This window comes from Corallococcus sp. AB038B, from assembly GCF_003668955.1.
GTDB lineage: Bacteria > Myxococcota > Myxococcia > Myxococcales > Myxococcaceae > Corallococcus > Corallococcus exiguus.
Genome location: NZ_RAWO01000009.1, coordinates 321,887 through 339,115, shown reverse-complemented (window position 1 = coordinate 339,115; position 17,229 = coordinate 321,887). Strand labels below are relative to the sequence as shown.

Below are 17,229 nucleotides of genomic sequence, written 5' to 3'. Positions count from 1 at the left end.
CCCCTCATGGCGACTTTCGAATTCAAGCTCCCGGATCTCGGCGAAGGCGTGGCGGAGGGCGAGCTCGTGAAGTGGCACGTCAAGGAGGGCGACCTGGTGAAGGAAGACCAGGTGCTCTGCGAGGTGATGACGGACAAGGCCACCGTCACCGTGCCCACCCCCCACGCCGGCCGCGTCGTGAAGACGCACGGCCGTGAGGGCGACATGGCGAAGGTGCACCAGTTGCTGGTGACGCTGGAGATGGAGGGCGGCGCTCCCGCGGCGCAGGCTCCGGCGGCCCATGGCGCTCCCGCGGCTCCGGCTTCGAGCCCCGCTCAGGCGGCGGCGCCCGCGGCCCCGGCTTCCGCCACGAAGGTGCTGGCCACGCCCGTCACGCGCCGCATGGCGCGTGAGCACGGCCTGGACCTGGCGGAGATCTCCGGCTCTGGCCCTCAGGGCCGCGTGACGAAGGCGGACGTGGTGGCGGCGCTGGAGGGTGGCACCGGCGCGCCGAAGAAGAACGAGGTCGCGGCTCCCGCGCCCCAGGCCGCGCGTCCGGCGGCGCCGCTGTCCGCGGGCAAGGGCGACGAGCGCATCGCGCTGCGCGGCCTGCGCAAGAAGATCGCCGAGAAGATGGTGCGCTCGAAGTTCACGATGCCGCACTTCGCGTTCGTGGAGGAGGTGGACGCCACGGACCTGGTCGCGCTGCGCACGCGGCTCAACAGCCAGCTGGCGGCGGCCGGTGACGGCACGAAGCTGACCTACCTGCCGTTCATCGTGAAGGCGACCATCGCCGCGATGAAGAAGTTCCCACACCTCAACGCGAACTTCGACGAGGCGACGCAGGAGCTGGTGGTGCGCGGCGAGTACAACATCGGCATCGCGGTGGCCACGCCGGACGGCCTCACGGTGGCGGTGGTGCGCAACGCGGACCAGCTCACGCTGGGCGAGTTGGCGAAGGAGATCACCCGCCTGAGCGTCGCGGCGCGCGACCGCAAGCTGAAGATGGAGGAGCTGACGGGCGGCACCTTCACGATTACGTCGCTGGGGCAGAGCGGCGGCCTGTTCGCCACGCCCATCCTGAACCACCCGGAGGTGGGCATCCTGGGCGTTCACAAGCTGAAGAAGCGCCCGGCGGTGAAGAACGACCAGGTCGTGGTCCGGGACATGATGAACCTGTCGCTGTCCTGCGACCACCGCGTCATCGACGGCGATGTCGCGGCCAGCTTCGTGTACGAGATCATCAAGTACCTGGAAGCGCCGGACCTGCTGTTCCTCGCGATGGCGTGAGGACACGCGTCGTGGGGCACTCCCGACCGCTCCTGCTCCGGGGGGCGGCCGGGAAGCGGGGGACCTCCGGAACAGCAACGTTGAAGGCGGGCAGCCGCGATGGCCGACAATCCCCGTGAGTTGATCCGCGCCGCGCAGACCGCCGAGCTCCAGGGGGACCGCGCGCGAGCGGCGGAGTGCCTGGAGCAGGCCGCCGCGCTGTACCAGAAGTCCGGGCACACCTCGCGCGCCTCGCAGCTGTTGCGGCAGGCGCGCCAGATGAAGGCCCGCGACCCGGACGTCAGCCCGGCCTTCACCGCGGCGATGACTGGCAACAAGGACGCCGTGGCCTTCCGCGCGGTGAGCTGGGGCGACGCCGTCTCCGACGCGTTCAACGACAAGGCGGATGCCGTGGCGCACACGCTGGACGACTCCACCGTGGACAGCGGCTCGGAGCCACCCACCGAGCCCGGCCTGCCCAGGCTCGCCGGAAGGATCGCCGCCATCGGTGCGCCGTCCCCGGCCGAGGCCGTCACCCCGCATGAGGGGACCGCCGCCGCCGCCCGAGCCACGAGCACGGCCTCCGTCCCCGAGGGCTCCGCCGGTATCGATGCCGGTGGCCCGCGAGCTTCGCTCGAAGACGTGGAAGCCACCGCTTCTGGCGGGGAGCCGCGTTCGATTGCGAATCGCGATGCTTCGCCGCCGTCAGCGGAGGGTGTCGCCTTGGCTGAGTCGCGGCCGCTGTCCGGGCGGACGCAGGCCGTCGGTCCGGGCGGCCAGCGCAATGCCCCTGACGACGACGTCGTCGTCCCGGGTGGAATGCTCCTGCCTCCGGAAGAGGACGAGCTCGACCCCGCGATGGGCCTGCTGCGCGCCTCGGGCGCCGAGGACCCTGTCGTTCCCGGAGGACTCCTGCGGTCGCCGGACGAGGACACCTCGCCCGTGCACGCCGAACCCCCGCGGGGCCGCCGGCGCGAGAAGCGAATCATCGAGCGGGGCCCGACCCGCGCGGACCCGGCCCTGGACGCATGGTGCTCGTTCTGCTGCCGGCCCCGGGGTGAGGTCGGCGACCTGGTGGCGGGCCCGGCGGGCGCGTTCATCTGCAAGGGCTGCCTGGGCGAATCCCAGGGCCTGCTGGGCGACGTCGTCGCTCCGTCTCCCGTGCGCAAGCCGGTGGTGGAGGAGCCGCGCGCCGGGGCCGTGGAGATGGTGGGCCACGACGAGGTGAAGACCCTGCTGGAGCGCACGGTCCAGGCGGGCGCGCGCTGCCTGCTGCTCGTGGGCCCAGAGGGCTGCGGCAAGAGTCTCTTCTTCCAGACGCTCCAGCGGCGCGGCCAGGGCGTGCTCGCGTCCGTGGACGCCCTGGAGTCCATCCCTGGCACGGAGCCGCTCCTCGTGGAGGACGTGGACCGCCTGGAGCCCCGGGCCCAGGCCGCGTTGTCGGCGTTCCTCGCGAACCGCCCGGCGTGCGCGGTGGTGATGAGTGCTCGCGGCGCTGTGTCATCGCTGGGCCTGTGGGTGCGAGGGGAGGGTGGCAGCCTGCCTGTCCCCACCACCGCGGGTATGATTGAAGCCGTGCAGGGCACCGTGCCGGTGTCGCTCCTGGAGCGCGTGCAGGTGCTGCTCCCGGTGCGCCGCCCGACAGTGCCGGAGCTGGTCGAAGTGGCCCGCCGCACCCTGGCCTTGCGCCAGCCGGCAGTGACGTTGTCTGAAGAAGTCCTGGGAGCGTTCGCCGCCGAAGCGGTCCGCTCCCCACGCGCGGGGCATGAGCTCCAGGCGCTCCTGTCGCGCGTCTACGCGGGCAGCTGGAGCCTGGAAGCGGCCCAGACACCCGCCGCGCCATCCCACAACCCACGAGGGGGGCGAAAGGGATCACCATGAACACGCTCACCGTCTTCCGCCTGGGCCGGGTGGAGTACGAGGACGGACTGAAGCTGATGCACCTGTTCGGCGAGGCCCGCCTTCAGGAGCGCATCGGGGACGCGCTGCTGCTGCTGGAGCACCCGCCCGTCCTCACGCTGGGCCGCGCCGCGAAGCGCGAGAACATCACCGCCACGGACGCGCGCCTCTCGGAAGAGGGCGTGGAGGTGTTCGACACCAACCGCGGCGGCGACGTCACCTACCACGGCCCCGGACAGGTGGTGGGCTACCCCCTCCTCCTGTTGCCACCGGAGCGCCGCGACGTGCGCCGCTATGTGCGCGACGTGGAGCGCGGCCTCATCCAGACGCTCGCGACCTTCGGTCTCACCGCCGGCGCCATCCCCAAGTGGCCGGGCGTGTGGCTGGGCCAGGAGGGCTCGCCGGACGCGCGGAAGATTGGCGCCATTGGCGTGCACCTGTCGCGCTGGCTCACCACGCACGGCTTCGCGCTCAACGTGAACACGAACCTGGAGCACTTCCAGCTCATCGTCCCGTGCGGCATCCGCGAAGCGGGCGTCACGTCCATGCAGCGCGAGCTGGGCCACCCCGTGTCCGTCCCGGACGTGGAGGAGGTGCTCGCGCGCGAGTTCACCCAGGTCTTCGATGCCCAACGCGTGGACGGCACGGTGGATCTGCGCACGGTGAGCGTCGCCGTGATGCACGGCCGGGGGCCTGAGGCGCGCGTGCTGCTGTTGCGCCGGACGCCGGAGCGCGGAGGCTTCTGGCAGACGGTGACGGGGCGCCTGGAGCCGGGCGAGTCCCCCGTGGAGGCCGCCCGCCGCGAGGTGGCGGAGGAGACGGGCCTTCAGCTCCCCGTGGTGGACCTGGCCTACCGCCACGCGTTCGCGCTGGGGGAAGCACTTCCGCCGAAGCTGGTGGAGGAGCACGGCTTCGCGGTGCACGCCGCGCCGGACACCCAGGTGCGCCTGGGCCCGGAGCACGACGCCTTCGAGTGGGTGGACGTGCCCACGGCGCTCGCGCGGCTGCCCTTCCGGGGCCTGCGCGAGACGGTGACCCGGGCGCTCAGCGCGCCCAGGCCGTGACGCCCGTTACAGCTGGATGACCATCGCTTCCTTGGCGGCGATGGCGTCCTTGCGGTGCTTGCGCACCTCGCGCAGCAGCTTGTCCATGGCCGCGTCGTCGCGGCCCGGGTCGTGGTGGAAGAGCACCAGCTGCTTCACATCGCTGGCGTCCGCCGCGCGCACCGCCGCCTCCCAGGTGGAGTGGCCCCAGCCCGTGCGGCCGCGGTACTCGTCCTCCGTGTACATGGAATCGTAGATGAGCGCGTCCGCGCCCCGCGCGAAGTCGAACAGCTTCGCGTCCAGCGCGGTGCCGTGTTCCACGTCCGTCGCGTACACCAGTGAGCGCCCGCCGAAGTCCACCCGGTAGCCCACGTTGCCGCCGGGGTGGTTCAGCTCCAGCGTGCGAACCGTCGCCTTGCCCACCGGGATGTCCTCGCCCACCACCACGTCCCGGTACGCCAGACGCGTGCGGAACACCTCCTCCGCCGTCACCGGGAAGTAGGGGTGCACCATCTGCCCGGCCAGGATCTGCTTGAGCGACTTGCCGTCCCGAGGTGACCCGTACAGCGTCACGTCGTTCGCCGGAGAGAACATCGGCGAGAAGAACGGCAGGCCCTGCAGGTGGTCGTAGTGGTAGTGCGAGATGAAGATGGACGCCTTGATGGGCTTTCGCGTCGCCACCAGCGCATCTCCCAGCCCGCGCGCTCCAGAGCCCAGGTCGAAGATGAGCAGCTCATCTCCACAGCGGACCTCCACGCACGGCGTGTTGCCGCCGTAGCGCTTCGTCGCCGGACCTGGCGAGGGGATGGAACCGCGCACCCCCCAGAAGCGCACCTCGAAGCGCGTGGTGCTCCGCCGGGCCGGGCGCTCAGCCGGCCTTGGCTTCCGTGTCGTCGTCCTCCGCGAAGAGCTCAATCAGGTGCCCCGTACGCTCGCGCTTCGTCTTCAAATAGTCGACGTTATGCGGATTGTGCTCGGTCCGGGAAGGGATTCGGCGCCGAACCGCAACGCCTTCCTCCACCAGCCCGGCGATCTTCAGCGGATTGTTGGTGATCAGGTCCACCGACCGCACATCCAACGACCGCAGCATTTCCGCAGCGATGTCGTACGAGCGCAAGTCATCCGCGAAGCCCAGCTGGCGATTGGCCTCGTAGGTGTCCAGGCCCTTGGACTGCAGGGCGTAGGCCTTGATCTTGTTGCCCAGGCCGATGCCCCGGCCCTCCTGGCGCAGGTAGAGCACCACGCCCAGTCCGTTCTGGGTCACGAAGTCCAGCGCCCGGTCCAGCTGCTCGCGGCAGTCGCACTTGAGGCTGCCGAAGACCTCGCTCGTGAGGCACTCGGAGTGGATGCGCACCGGCACCCCCTCCAGCCCCTTGGGCTCGCCCACCACCAGCGCCACGTGCTCGCGGCCGTTCCGCTTGTCGCGGAAGACGATGGTCTTCAGCACCCCGCGGGCCGTGGGCACGTCCGCCTCCGAGAACCGTTCCAGGTGCTGGGTCGGCTTATGGGTCGGCAGGACCTGGGGTGAGCGCGTGTCGGACATGGTAGGTCGTCTCCCAGAGAGGGGCCGTTTCTTCTCGCCCCCCTGGATGCAAGTCAAGGTGACACCCCGATGGGTGTGGTGAAACCCGCCTGTTTGGATGCGGCGGACGTGGACTGCGTTGCTCAAGCGACCCACGAGAGGGGGAGCAGCTCCACATGGGAGCCATCAGCCAAGCTGTTGGATTCTCGGGGGAAGTGAAGCAAATGTGTGGCTGCCGCAGCTGAACGCAGGGCACCCGACGTCTGAGTCCCCAGGGGTTTTGCCCACAGCTCGCCCGCCCGCCAGGTGGCCGTGACGCGCACAAAGTGGGCAAGCCCTGGGGCCTTGGAGAGCCGTCCCTCCAGGCGGCCGGCGACGCGAGGCGGCTCCACGTCCGCGTGCCCCAGGAGCCGGCGCAGGGCGGGGCGCACGAAGAGCTCGAAGGTCACCAGGGAAGACGTGGGGTTGCCGGGCAGACCCATGAAGAGGGTGGAGCCGCGCTGGCCCACCACCAGCGGCTTGCCGGGCTTGATGGCCACGCGCCAGAAGCGCTGCGCCACGCCCAGGGCCTCCAGGGCCTCCTTCACGAAGTCGTGGTCGCCCACGGAGACGCCGGCGCTGGTGAGCACCACATCGAAGCCCTCGGCGCGCCCCAGGGCCTCCTGGACGGCCTGGCGCGTGTCCCGGGCGATGCCCAGGAGCGTGGGCACGCCGCCCGCGCGCCGCACCGCCAGGGCCAGGGCGGGGGCGTTGATGTCCACGATGCCGTCGCCGGGGGGCTCGTCCACGCGGCACAGCTCGTCTCCAGTGGACAGCACCGCCACGCGCGGCCGGCGGGGCACCGGCACCGTGCCCTGGCCCTGTGCCCACAGGAGCCCCAGCTCCGGGATGCCCAGGGGCGTGCCGCGCCGCAGCAAGACGTCGCCTTCCTTCGCATCCTCGCCCCGGGGACGGACGAAGTTCCCCGGCCCCACGGCCTCCAGGATCTCCACGGCGTCCGGTTCGCCCGGAACGGGCCGGGTGCGCTCGCGCATCACCACCGCGTCCGCGCCAGGGGGCAGGGGGGCCCCGGTCATGATTCGAGCGCACGTGCCGGGGACGACCTCCCGGGTGGGGCGCCTGCCGGCGAACACCGTCTCGCCCACCGTCAGGCGCACAGGTAGGGGGCCCGCCAGGTCCCGGGCCTGGACCGCGAAGCCGTCCATGGCGGAGTTGTCCCAGGGGGGCAGGGTGCGGCGGGCGGGGACGTCCTCGGCCAGCGCGCGGCCCAGGGTGTCATCCCCGGGCACCCACTCGGTGGCCAGTGGCGTGCACAGCCCGAGGATCCGCGCTCGGGCCTCCTCCACCGGCAGCAATTCAGGGGCATCACTCATGCTGTTTTCCCACCCAAAGTCCGTGGGAAAATCAAGTGTTAGTTTGACAGCCCAGCTGATCATCGTTACAAGCAATCGTGATCGCGAGGCTCGCGTCCAACAGCAGGGGCGTCCCGCCAACCCGTTGATAGCACACGGGAAATTTCCAAGGAGACAGCGTCGATGGCCAAGCCCAAGTCCGGGGCGAAGAAGCCGACTCCCGCTGCAAAAGCCGGTGCGAAGCCTGCCGCGAAGAAGGACAACGCGGCCCGCCTGGATCTGATCAGGAACGCATCGAAGAAGGTGGCGACGGCCGCGACGAAGGTCGTCAAGGCGGTGGCTGAAGGGGCGAAGGGAAAGGTCGCGGCGGCGAAGAAGGCGGTGGCGGAGAAGGTGGAGAAGGCCCCCGCGGCCGCCAAGAAGGCGGCGGCCAAGGTCGCTCCCCCTGCTCCCACGACGCCTCCCGCGAAGGCCGGCAAAACCGCGCCCGCCGCGAAGGCCGCGCCCGCCGCCCCTGCCGGGAAGAAGGGTGCTGGGAAGGCGGGGGGAAAGACTCCGTCGGCCGTCCCCGCCGGTCCTCCCGTGGAGAAGCCGCGTCCGCGCGCGACGAAGCTGCCGCCCGTGGGCGAGCCGCTCACGAAGCGTGAGATGGAGCAGCTGCTCACCGCCGGCGAGGGCCGCGGCGTGACGGGCGAGGGCAGCCTCAAGGGCCGGCTCGTCCTCAGCGGCGAGATGCCCCACCTGGTCGTCGTGGGCCGCGACAAGCGCGAGCTGACGTTCCTGTTGCAGGGACCGGATCAGGAAGTTCTGCCGGCCTACGTGGACCACAAGGTCTCCGTGAGCGGCCTCATCAAGAAGACGACCAACCACAGCGGCGTGGTGGAGGTACGCAAGTACTCCGCCAAGAAGCCCGAGGTGGAAGAGGTCGCGCCGTCTCCGTCGGATTCAGAGCCGAAGCTGCGCTACCTGTCGCCCGGCGAGGTCTCCATGGCCGTCGCCGCGGGCATGGGCGCCGGCATCAAGGGCTTCGCCAGCATCCGGGGCAACCTGGAGATGATGGGCGAGGACTTCGTGCTCGTCGTGTCCAACGGCGGCACGCGCCAGCAGGTGTCCTTCGCCATCGAGGGCAAGGCCGCGGTGAAGAGCCTGCGCAAGCACGTGGGGCAGACGCTCCAGGTGACGGGCGTGGTGGACAAGACGTCCGGCTGGGGTGGTCGCATCACCGCGGAGACGGTGGAGCCGCGTCCGTCCGAGGCGCGCTCGGTGTCGCGCGACGAGATGGAGCTGGTGCACATCGAGGGCGAGGTGCCCACGTCCGTGGACGTGAAGCTCAACCACGGCCTCACGGTTCGCCTGCAGGAGCAGCCCGGCGCCACCTGGGCCATCGAGCCGACGCTGGCCAAGCGCGTGGGTCTGCGCGAGGCCAACTTCGAGCAGGGCGCCGCCGGCGGCCCCGCCACCCGCGAGTTCTTCTTCACGCCGCGCAACCCCGGCAACTTCGAAGTGGAGTTCTTCCTCGCCAAGGCGTTCACGCCGGGTGTGGTGGAGCGCTCCTTCAAGATCAACGTCACCGTCAAGCCCTGACGGCTTGGGCGCACGGGCCCTCCCTGGACCGCAAGGTCTGCCAGGGAGGGCGAATGGGGGCCGGGGGGTTCCCGCCCGCACCCTTCGGGCTTACCCGTTCCCTCAGCGGCCTTGCCGCATCCCCACCGTGAGCCTCTCCCAAGATCACATCCGACAGCTGCTCGCTGAAGCCGATCACCCCCTGGGCGTGAAGGAACTCCTTCGCGTCGCGGGGCTGAATCCCGGCCAGCAGACCGAACTCAAGCGCGCCCTGCGTGAACTGGTGCGCGAGGGCACCATCGTCAAGGACGGCAAGCGCTTCCGCCTGGAAGGCGCTCGCGTGCCCCGCGCGCCCGAGGCCAGCTCCGAATCGCGCCGGGACACCTCCACGCCGCCCTTCAAGAAGCGGGGCCCCGCCCCGGGCAGCGGACGCGAGGAGCGCCGCGGCGGCTTCCGCGACGACCGTCCGGGCTTCCGTGGCGGCGGCGACGTCCGGCGCTCGCTGCAGCGTGGCTTCCGGGACGACCGCTTCGAGGACTCCGGGCAGCCCGCGGTGGAGGGCATCCTCCACATGCACCGGGACGGCTTCGGCTTCGTGCACCCGGTGACGGGCGAGGGCGAGAACATCTTCCTGCCGCCCGGTGAGGCGCAGCGGGCGCTCGACAACGACCGCGTCATCGTGGAGGTGGCGGGACGGCCGGGCCGCTTCGAGGGCCGGCTGGTGCGCGTCATCAACCGGCGGCGTGAGCTGGCCGTGGGCACGTACGTGGCGCAGGGCCGGCACTCGCTGGTGATGACCACGGACACGAGCCTGCCGGGTCCCATCCGCGTGCCGCCGACGCAGATGGCGCGCGACGGCGACCTGGTGAAGGTCCGGTTGGGCGTGGGCGCGGACCTGCTGGAGCCCGGGCAGGGGCTGTTCGGTGAGGTGGCCGGTTCGCTGGGCCGGCCGGGTGACCCGAGCGCGGAGGTGCTGGGGTCCGCGTTCGCGCACGGCTTCTCCGACGAGTTCCCGCCAGAGGTGATGGACGAGGCGGATGCGTTCGCGGTGAAGGTCACCGAAGCGGAGGCCACGGAGGGCAACCGCCGCGACCTGCGCAAGATGCCGCTCATCACCATCGACGGTGAGGACGCGCGCGACTTCGACGACGCCGTGTACGCGGAGCCCCAGGCCGGAGGCTGGCGGCTGGTGGTGGCCATCGCGGACGTGTCGCACTACGTGAAGGAGCGCAGCGCGCTGGACGCGGAGGCGCTCAACCGCGCGACGTCCGTGTACCTGCCGGACCGCGTGCTGCCCATGCTGCCGGAGCGGCTGTCCAACGGCATCTGTTCGCTGCGCCCGGACGAAGACCGGCTGTGCATGGTGGCGGACATGACGTTCGACCGCCACGGCCAGCGGCGTACGCACGAGCTGTACCCGGCGGTGATGCGCAGCGTGGCGCGCTGCACGTACAACGAGGTGCAGGACGTCCTCGACGGCAAGGACGTGCCGCACCGGAACTTCCTCAAGCCCCAGTTCGAGCAGTTGATGGCGCTGGCGCGCGCGCTGATGGGCATGCGCAAGGCGCGAGGCGCCATCGACTTCGACGTGCCAGAGCACAAGGTGATGCTGGGCGAGGACGGCCTGCCGCAGCGCATGGAGAAGCGCGAGCGCAAGGACAGCCACCGGCTCATCGAGGAGTGCATGCTGGCCGCCAACGAGGCGGTGGCCACGTACTTCCAGGATGAGGGCCTGCCCACGGTGTACCGGTTCCACGGTGAGCCGGATCCGCAGAAGCTGGCGGCGTTCGCGGTGCTGGCGGAGGCGTATGGCTTCCAACTCGACGTGGAGGACGGCGTTTCGTCCAAGGAGCTGGACGCGTTCATCACACAGCTGCAGGGACACCCGGAGCAGCGGGCGCTGAACCAGCTGTTGCTTCGCTCCATGATGCAGGCCGTGTACACGGCGACGCGCGTGGGTCACTACGGCCTGGCTGCGGAGAACTACCTTCACTTCACGTCGCCCATCCGGCGCTATCCCGACCTGCTGGTGCACCGCATCCTGAAGGCGGTGTGGGCGCGCAAGGGCAAGAAGCCCTCGGATGCGCAGCTGGACCGCGAGGAGGAGCGGCTCGAGGGCATGGCGCAGCAGTGCTCGGAGCGCGAGCGCGCGGCCATGACGGTGGAGCGCGAGGTGGTGGCGTTCTACGCGGCCCTGATGATGAAGGACCGCGTGGGCGAGGAGTTCGACGCGACCGTGGCGGGCATCGCCGAGTTCGGCTTCTTCGTGGAGCTGGACGAGGTCCACGTTGAGGGCCTGGTGAAGGCGGAGTCGCTGGGGCCGGGCTCCAAGCTGGACAAGCGCACGCACTCGCTCGTGTATTCGAATGGCCGGCGCGTGCGCGTGGGGCAGAAGCTGCGCGTGCGGCTGCTGTCCGCGAACACGACGTCGCGGAAGATCGACTTCGAGGCGCTCCAGTTCGCGGACGAGGCCCCGCTCCAGCGGACCACCGGAGCGAGTCCCGCGCCGCGCCGCCGCGAGTACGTGAACGAAGCGCCGGGCCGTCACAAGGGTGGCAGGCCCGGACGCGGCGAGCGCGAGGCCGCGAAGACGGGCCGCACGCCGTCGCGCAAGCCCGCCGGGGCGGACCAGGCCGCGGACGCGGAGCAGTGGCGGTCGCTCGGCGAGTCGGAGGAGACGCCGTTCGGCGTGAAGAAGGCGTGGGAGCCGCCCACGCCCGAGGACGCCGCCACGGTAGAGGCCGCGACGGTCTCTGGCTATGGCGATGAAGTCCTGGGAGAAGCGCCGGCCGCGTCGCGTCCGCGAGGACGTTTCAGCCGGGAAGGGCGCCGCGAAGAGGCCGCGCCTGCTCGCGCCACGTCCCGCTTCCTGCGGCCCCGCACGGAAGAGGCCCCCGCGCCGAAGGCGGAGCCCGCCACCCCGGCCAAGGGCAAGCGCAAGGTCATCCGTCCCTCGCTCCCCGCGGTCGATGAGGGCATCGAGTCCGGCACGACGTCCCGCGACGAGCTTTCCGGCGCGGACCGCTCCGGCGACGAGGCCGTGCGCGACGCGAAGCGCTCCCGTGAGGCCTGGGACGCGGAGAGTTCGGGCGACGCGGTTGCTTCCCGCGCGAAGCCTTCTCGCGAGACATTCACTCCGCCTGCTTTCGACTCCGACGACAGCGCTCCAGCCGCTTCACCGCACCCGGGCTTCGACCGGATCCGTGCGCTGGCCGCGCAGCGGGGTCAGCTCTCCACGGAGGCGGCTCCGGGCCGCGCGGGCGCGTCCAAGAAGGTCCGCAAGGCGCCCCCTGGCGCGAAGGCGAAGCCCTCGAAGAAGTCCGCGCCGACGAAGGCCGGTGGCTCGAAGGGCGCGAGCAAGAAGCAGGGGCGAGGCGCCCCGGGCAAGCGCAAGCGCTGAACGCGGGGCCGACCTTCCGGCCACGCAGCCGTTCCACTCAAGGAGGCCGTGTGGGTGCTGTGCGAATCGTGGGATTGATGCTCGCGGTGGCGGGCGGAGTGCTGCTGTTCACCGGGCTCAAGGCGCGGGACTCGCTCACGGAGCGCGCCTCCGAGCTCCTCACCGGCCGCAACACCGAGCAGACCACGCTCTACGTCGCGGGCGGTGGCGCCGCGCTCGTGGGCGGCGTGCTGCTGGCCCTCTTCGGGGGAGGACGAGGCCGACGTTAGGCCCCGTCCCCTCCACCGGGACTACTTGGTGGCGCCCGAGGCCTGAGCGGCCTTGGCGCGCTTGGTCGCCTCGCCGAACTGCTTGGTCGCCTCGTTGGCCTGTGCCGTCAGCTCCTCGATGCGCTTGGCGTGCGCGGCGGAGCTGGCCTTGGCGGCGGCGACGCGCTCCGCGGCGGTCGGATCCACCACGGGCTTCTTGCCCTTCTCCGGCTTGGGCGGCGTGGCGGCCTCGACGGCCTCCTGATCGGCGGCCTGCATCATGGCCTTCTCATGCTCGATGTACTTGAACATCACGACGCGCTTGTTCAGGTACGGGTTGGGCAGGTCCGGGTTGATGGCGATGACCTGATCATACGTCTTCAGCGCGAGTTCCAGCTCCGCGGGGACCGCGGGCGCGGACATGGAGCGGGCGCCACCGCGCTGCGAGTGCACCTCCGCGATCCAGCCGAGCGCGTCGGTGTCCTTCGGGTTGATCTTCAGGCACTCCTCGAAATACTGCTTCGCCTTGTCCAGCGGGCCGCTCTTCGCGTACATCGCCGCGACGTTGCGGTAGACGTCGGCCTTCTCAGCGGGCGTCTTCGCATAGTCCACCAGCTTCAGCGCGGCCTGCGCGGCTTCCTCCGTCTGGCCCGCCTGCATGTGCGCGAAGGCCTTCTTCTCCCAGACCTTCTCCTGGTTCGGGTCGATCTTCAGCGACTCCTCGTACTCCTTCACCGCCTCCGCGTAGTTCTTGTCGGCGAGGAAGTTGGTGCCCTTGACCCGGTGCTCCTTGGCCTTCTCTTCCTTCTCATCGGCGCAGCCGAAGGAACCGCCCAGGGTCAGCACACCCAGCATCAAACCCACGCTACCCAGTCGCTTCATGCCCAAAGCCTTTCGTGAAGTTCCAGGGGGCACGTCCCGACCGGGGGCCCCACGCGGCGCGGAATATACCCGAACTCGCCTCGGGTACCCCTCGTCCTGAAGGCGGGGCTGCGCTCCGGGTGGCCCTGTCCGGCAGGGCGCTTCAGGAGCGTGCGCGCGCGAGTAGGGAGACGAGCAGGGGCGCGCCCAGGGCGGCCGTCACCACTCCCACGGGCAATTCACGCCCGGGGAGGATCAACCGCGCCGACGCATCGCACAACGCGAGGAACGCGGCCCCCACCACCACGGACCCGGGCAGCAGCACCCGGCGACTCACACCGAGCGTCCGGCGCACCAGGTGCGGGACGATGAGCTCCACGAAGGCGATGGGGCCGCACCACGCCACGCAGGCGGCGACGCCCAGCGCTCCCAGGCCAATGGCCACGGTGCGCACGCGGCGGACGGGGACGCCCTGGGACTCGGCGTGTTCCTCTCCGGCGATGAAGACCTCCAGCGCGCGGGTGAGGGCGAGCAGCCCCACGATGGTGACGGCCGCGAACGGGGTGAGCAGGCGCACGCCCGCGTAGCCCACCTGCGGCAGGTGGCCGAGCGACCAGCGCATGGCGGCCATGAGCTCGGCGGAGTCCGCGGTGAACTGCAAGCCGGTGGAGATGGCGCCCGCCGCCATGGAGCACGCGATGCCGGCGAGCACCACGTCGTTCATCCGCACGCGGCGGCCCGCGGCGATGGCGGCCACCACCAGGCTGACGCCGAGCGCCCCCATGAAGGCCGCGGCGGTGATGATTGGCAGTCCCCCCGGCGCGAGCCGTGCCCCCAGGATGATGGCCACCAGCGCGCCCAGGGTCGCCCCCGCGGTGGTGCCCACGGTGCTGGGCGCGGCCAACGGGTTCGCGAAGAGGGACTGGTACACCGCGCCCACCAGCGACAGCGTGCCGCCGACCAGCATGGCCATCAGCGTGCGGGGCACGCGCAGTTGCCAGAAGACGAAGTCCATCGAGTCCGGGGAGAGCCCCGGGCCAATGAACGGCGCCACCGCGCACGCGGCCACGCAGACCCCCACCAGGACCCAGGTCTTCACGAGGCGCCTCCGCTCCGGGGCAGGCCCACGAAGACGCGATGGCCTTCCACGAATGTCCCGTGCATGCGCACGCCGAACAGCTCGCCAAGCTGTTCGCCCAGGTCGGGGGCGTCGTGGTTCTTCTCGAAGGCCACGCGGCCCTGGGACAGGCCCACGACGCGGGGGGCGCGCGTGCCCGGAGCGTGGGCGTGCGAGAGCACGTTGACGTCGTGGGTGACGCAGAGGATGCCGCGTCCCGCGCGCCAGAGGTGGCCCATGCGCGTGTACAGCTCCAACTGCTGCGCGGGGTCCAGGAAGTTGGCGGGCTCGTCCAGCAGCACCAGCGGGGTCTCCTGCGCGAGCAGCCCCGCGACCGCCACGCGCTGCCGCTCACCGCCGGACAGCTCCGTGATGGGGCGCAGGGCGAAGGATTGGGCGCCTGCTTCCGCCAGAGCCTGGTGCGCCGCTGTCTCGGAGGCGCGGCGGGATTCAGGGAAGCGGTAGCGCGCGGACACGACCTGCTCCAGCGCGGTGATGGGCTCCGCCGCCTCCAGCCTCTGGGGCAGCCACGCGAGCCTTGCCGCGCGCTCCCGGGGGGCGAGGCCCGACACGTCCTGCCCGTCCACGAACACATGCCCGGCATCCGGACGCAGCAGGCCCAGCGCCACGCGCAGGAGCGTGGACTTGCCCGCGCCGTTGGGCCCGACGATGGCCACGAAGTCACCGGGGGCCACGCGCAGGGACACGCTGTCCAGCAGCGTCCGCCCCCGAGCCCGCACCGTCACCGCGTCCAGCATCAGCCCGGCCGTCATCGCGCGGAGGGCAGGGTGCCCAGGGCGGCGCGGAGCCGCTCGACGACGTCGAGGATGGCGGGCCCGGTGGACTGCACGTCGGGCCCGATGACCAGCCGCACCCGGTCCTCTCGCGCCGCGCGCAGGCCGGTGAGCTGCTTCCACGGAGCGAGGAGCTGCGCCTGCTTCGCGGCATCCAGGGCCGGCGCGCTGATCAGCACCAGCACCGCGTCCGGATCCAGCGCGATGATGCCCTCCAGCGACAGGTTGGGCGGCCCCGTGACGTCCTCCGCGACGGCGTTGCGAGCCCCCGCCGCCTCCAGCGCGGCGCCGTGCAGTGACGCGCGCTTCATGTACCAGACCTCTGACAGCGTGCCCGCCGTGTCGCCCAGCACCAGCAACACGCGGGGAGCATCCTTCGGCGCGGGGCGAGACAGCGTCTGATTCAGCTTCTCCGCGAGCGCCGCGGCCTGGGGCTCGCGGCCGCTCAGCCGGCCCAGCTCCTTCACACTGCCGACGATCTCCTGGAGCGACGTCCACGGCAGCACCTTCAGCGGCGCGAGCGCGGAGAGCGCCTCCGCGGGGGCCTGCTTCACCTGTTGATCCACGAGCAACGTGGGCTTGAGCTTCGCGATGGCCTCGAAGTTCGGCGCGAACGTGGTGCCCACCTTGGGAAGAGCGGGCGTGCCTTGGGGCAGGGCGGTGTAGTCGGACACGCCTACGATCTCCGAGCCCGCGCCCAACGCGAACAGCGTCTCCGTGACGGAGGGAGACAGCGAGACGATCCGCCGCGCCTGGGCTTCCGGAGCAGGAGGCGCGGAACGCTGGCAGCCCGCCGCGAGCGCGAGCACCACGCACAGCAGGGAGGGGAGGCGGAAGAGACTCATGGGCGGGCCGACTTCTAGCACGCGCGTCACGGACGGGTGTCCGGGAAGCGGTGTCTGGGTTTCGCTTATCCTGGGAACTCCTCACAGAGGGGATACCCGGACATGACCTGGATGAATTGGACGTCCCGCGCGCTATGCGCCGCGGCGCTGCTTTGCACTTCCTCGGCCTTTGCCGCGTCGCCGTTCGCGGAAGGGATGATCTCCATCACGTTGGATGACGGCTGGAGCACGCAGTACACGCTGGCGCGGCCTGCGCTGAAGTCGCGAAACATCCCCGCGACGTACTACCTGGTCACCGACGCGGTGGCGCAGGGGTGGGGCGGTTACATGAGCCTCGCGCAGGTGCAGACGCTCAAGACGGAGGGCAATGAAATCGCCAGCCACACGCGCACGCACGCGGACCTCACGTCGCTGACGCCCGCGCAGCTGACGTCGGAGCTGCACGACTCGCGCACGTGGCTGCAGACGAACGTGGGGGCGACGTGCGGCAAGGATTTCGCGTCACCCTACGGCGCGTACAACGCGACGGTGATGACGGCGCTGAAGACGGAGTACGCCAGCCACCGCACCATCAACGCGGGCCGCAACTTCAAGGACACGGTCATCTACGAACTGCGCGCCAACGACGTGTCGAGCGCGGTGACGGTGGCGACGGTGAAGGGGTGGATCAACCAGGCCATCGCGGAGAAGAGCTGGCTCATCATCCTCTTCCACGAGTTCACCAGCAGCACGCCCACGCGAGAGACGCAGTACCGGACGACCAACTTCACCAACATCCTCAACTACGTGCAGTCGACGGGCATCCGCACGGTGACGGTGGAGCAGGGGCTCGCGCTGACGGACGGTCTTACTGAGGCGCCGCCGTCAGTGGGCACGGTGGTCTACGACGACGCGATGGGCAGCGGCTTCCAGGACTGGAGCTGGGCGACGCACGACCTGGACCAGTCCGTCACGGTGCACTCCGGGTCCACGGCGGTCAGCTTCGAGCCGGACTACTGGGAGGCGCTGATGTTCCACCACTCGGGGTTGGACCTGTCGCTGTACCAGTCCATCGCCCTCTGGGTACACGGAGGCACGACGGGTGGACAGCAGGTGCGGTTGGCGCTCTACAACGGCAGCACGCCGCTGGGCAGCATCAGCCTGGAGACGGCGCTGGGGCATCCCATCGCGGCGGGGACCTGGCAGAAGGTCTCCATCCCGCTGAGCGCCCTGGGCGCGACGTCCGGCACGGTGGATGACTTCTACGTGATGGATGAATCGGGTTCGGATCAGGGCACGCTGTACGTGGACGACTTCGTGCTCGTGCCGTAGTCGCAGCGCCACTGCGCGCGCCGGTG

Annotated in this window: 14 protein-coding genes; 7 read left to right on the top strand and 7 right to left on the bottom strand. The window is 70.8% G+C overall.

The window, feature by feature from the left end:
- Positions 1–6: 6 nt before the first annotated feature.
- The 3 genes from D7Y04_RS30095 to lipB all read left to right on the top strand — a co-directional run bounded on the left by D7Y04_RS30095 (position 7) and on the right by lipB (position 4,211).
- Entirely contained in the window at positions 7–1,269 is a 1,263-nt protein-coding gene (locus D7Y04_RS30095; protein ID WP_120596762.1) for a dihydrolipoamide acetyltransferase family protein, read from the top strand.
- Positions 1,270–1,368: 99 nt separating this feature from the next.
- Positions 1,369–3,129, top strand: a complete 1,761-nt coding sequence (locus tag D7Y04_RS30090; RefSeq protein ID WP_121761502.1) for a ClpX C4-type zinc finger protein — start codon at positions 1,369–1,371, stop codon at positions 3,127–3,129.
- Positions 3,126–4,211 carry a lipoyl(octanoyl) transferase LipB gene (gene lipB, locus D7Y04_RS30085; protein WP_121761501.1) on the top strand — a complete coding sequence of 362 codons (1,086 nt, stop codon included), beginning with the start codon at positions 3,126–3,128 and terminating at the stop codon, positions 4,209–4,211. The genes D7Y04_RS30090 and lipB overlap by 4 nt, the downstream gene beginning before the upstream one ends.
- A 6-nt stretch (positions 4,212–4,217) precedes the next feature.
- Here lipB and D7Y04_RS30080 read toward each other — a convergent pair whose 3' ends face one another.
- The 3 genes from D7Y04_RS30080 to glp form a co-directional block, all read right to left on the bottom strand.
- A complete protein-coding gene (locus D7Y04_RS30080; protein WP_120596764.1) occupies positions 4,218–5,024 on the bottom strand; it encodes an MBL fold metallo-hydrolase in 807 nt (268 codons plus the stop codon).
- A gap of 34 nt (positions 5,025–5,058) precedes the next feature.
- Positions 5,059–5,733: a GTP cyclohydrolase II gene (ribA, locus tag D7Y04_RS30075; protein ID WP_121761500.1), complete on the bottom strand. Its 675-nt coding sequence runs from the start codon at positions 5,731–5,733 to the stop codon at positions 5,059–5,061.
- A gap of 122 nt (positions 5,734–5,855) precedes the next feature.
- Entirely contained in the window at positions 5,856–7,085 is a 1,230-nt protein-coding gene (gene glp / locus D7Y04_RS30070; protein WP_121761499.1) for a gephyrin-like molybdotransferase Glp, read from the bottom strand.
- 162 nt (positions 7,086–7,247) lie between these two features.
- Here glp and D7Y04_RS30065 point away from each other — a divergent pair, with 162 nt between their 5' ends.
- From D7Y04_RS30065 to D7Y04_RS30055, 3 genes are all read left to right on the top strand, one after another.
- Positions 7,248–8,648, top strand: coding sequence for a protease inhibitor I42 family protein (locus tag D7Y04_RS30065; RefSeq protein WP_121761498.1), 1,401 nt, complete (start codon positions 7,248–7,250; stop codon positions 8,646–8,648).
- A 127-nt stretch (positions 8,649–8,775) separates the two neighbouring features.
- The gene (rnr, locus tag D7Y04_RS30060; RefSeq protein ID WP_121761497.1) at positions 8,776–12,027 is read left to right on the top strand and encodes a ribonuclease R; all 3,252 of its coding nucleotides are present in this window, start codon (positions 8,776–8,778) and stop codon (positions 12,025–12,027) included.
- 50 nt (positions 12,028–12,077) lie between these two features.
- The gene (locus D7Y04_RS30055; protein ID WP_171807549.1) at positions 12,078–12,296 is read left to right on the top strand and encodes a DUF3185 family protein; all 219 of its coding nucleotides are present in this window, start codon (positions 12,078–12,080) and stop codon (positions 12,294–12,296) included.
- A gap of 21 nt (positions 12,297–12,317) precedes the next feature.
- On the opposite strand, the gene D7Y04_RS30050 is transcribed toward D7Y04_RS30055, so the two are convergent.
- The 4 genes from D7Y04_RS30050 to D7Y04_RS30035 form a co-directional block, all read right to left on the bottom strand.
- Positions 12,318–13,157 carry a tetratricopeptide repeat protein gene (locus D7Y04_RS30050; protein ID WP_121761496.1) on the bottom strand — a complete coding sequence of 280 codons (840 nt, stop codon included), beginning with the start codon at positions 13,155–13,157 and terminating at the stop codon, positions 12,318–12,320.
- Between the two features lie 142 nt (positions 13,158–13,299).
- On the bottom strand, positions 13,300–14,235 hold the full coding sequence (locus D7Y04_RS30045; RefSeq protein WP_121761495.1) for an iron ABC transporter permease: 936 nt from the start codon (positions 14,233–14,235) through the stop codon (positions 13,300–13,302).
- On the bottom strand, positions 14,232–15,026 hold the full coding sequence (locus D7Y04_RS30040) for an ABC transporter ATP-binding protein (protein WP_121761494.1): 795 nt from the start codon (positions 15,024–15,026) through the stop codon (positions 14,232–14,234). The genes D7Y04_RS30045 and D7Y04_RS30040 overlap by 4 nt, the downstream gene beginning before the upstream one ends.
- Complete coding sequence (locus tag D7Y04_RS30035; protein ID WP_233601636.1) at positions 15,023–15,892, bottom strand: ABC transporter substrate-binding protein; 870 nt, start codon at positions 15,890–15,892, stop codon at positions 15,023–15,025. The genes D7Y04_RS30040 and D7Y04_RS30035 overlap by 4 nt, the downstream gene beginning before the upstream one ends.
- Before the next feature lie 102 nt (positions 15,893–15,994).
- Here D7Y04_RS30035 and D7Y04_RS30030 point away from each other — a divergent pair, with 102 nt between their 5' ends.
- Positions 15,995–17,203: a polysaccharide deacetylase family protein gene (locus tag D7Y04_RS30030; RefSeq protein WP_121761492.1), complete on the top strand. Its 1,209-nt coding sequence runs from the start codon at positions 15,995–15,997 to the stop codon at positions 17,201–17,203.
- The last annotated feature ends 26 nt before the right edge of the window (positions 17,204–17,229 follow it).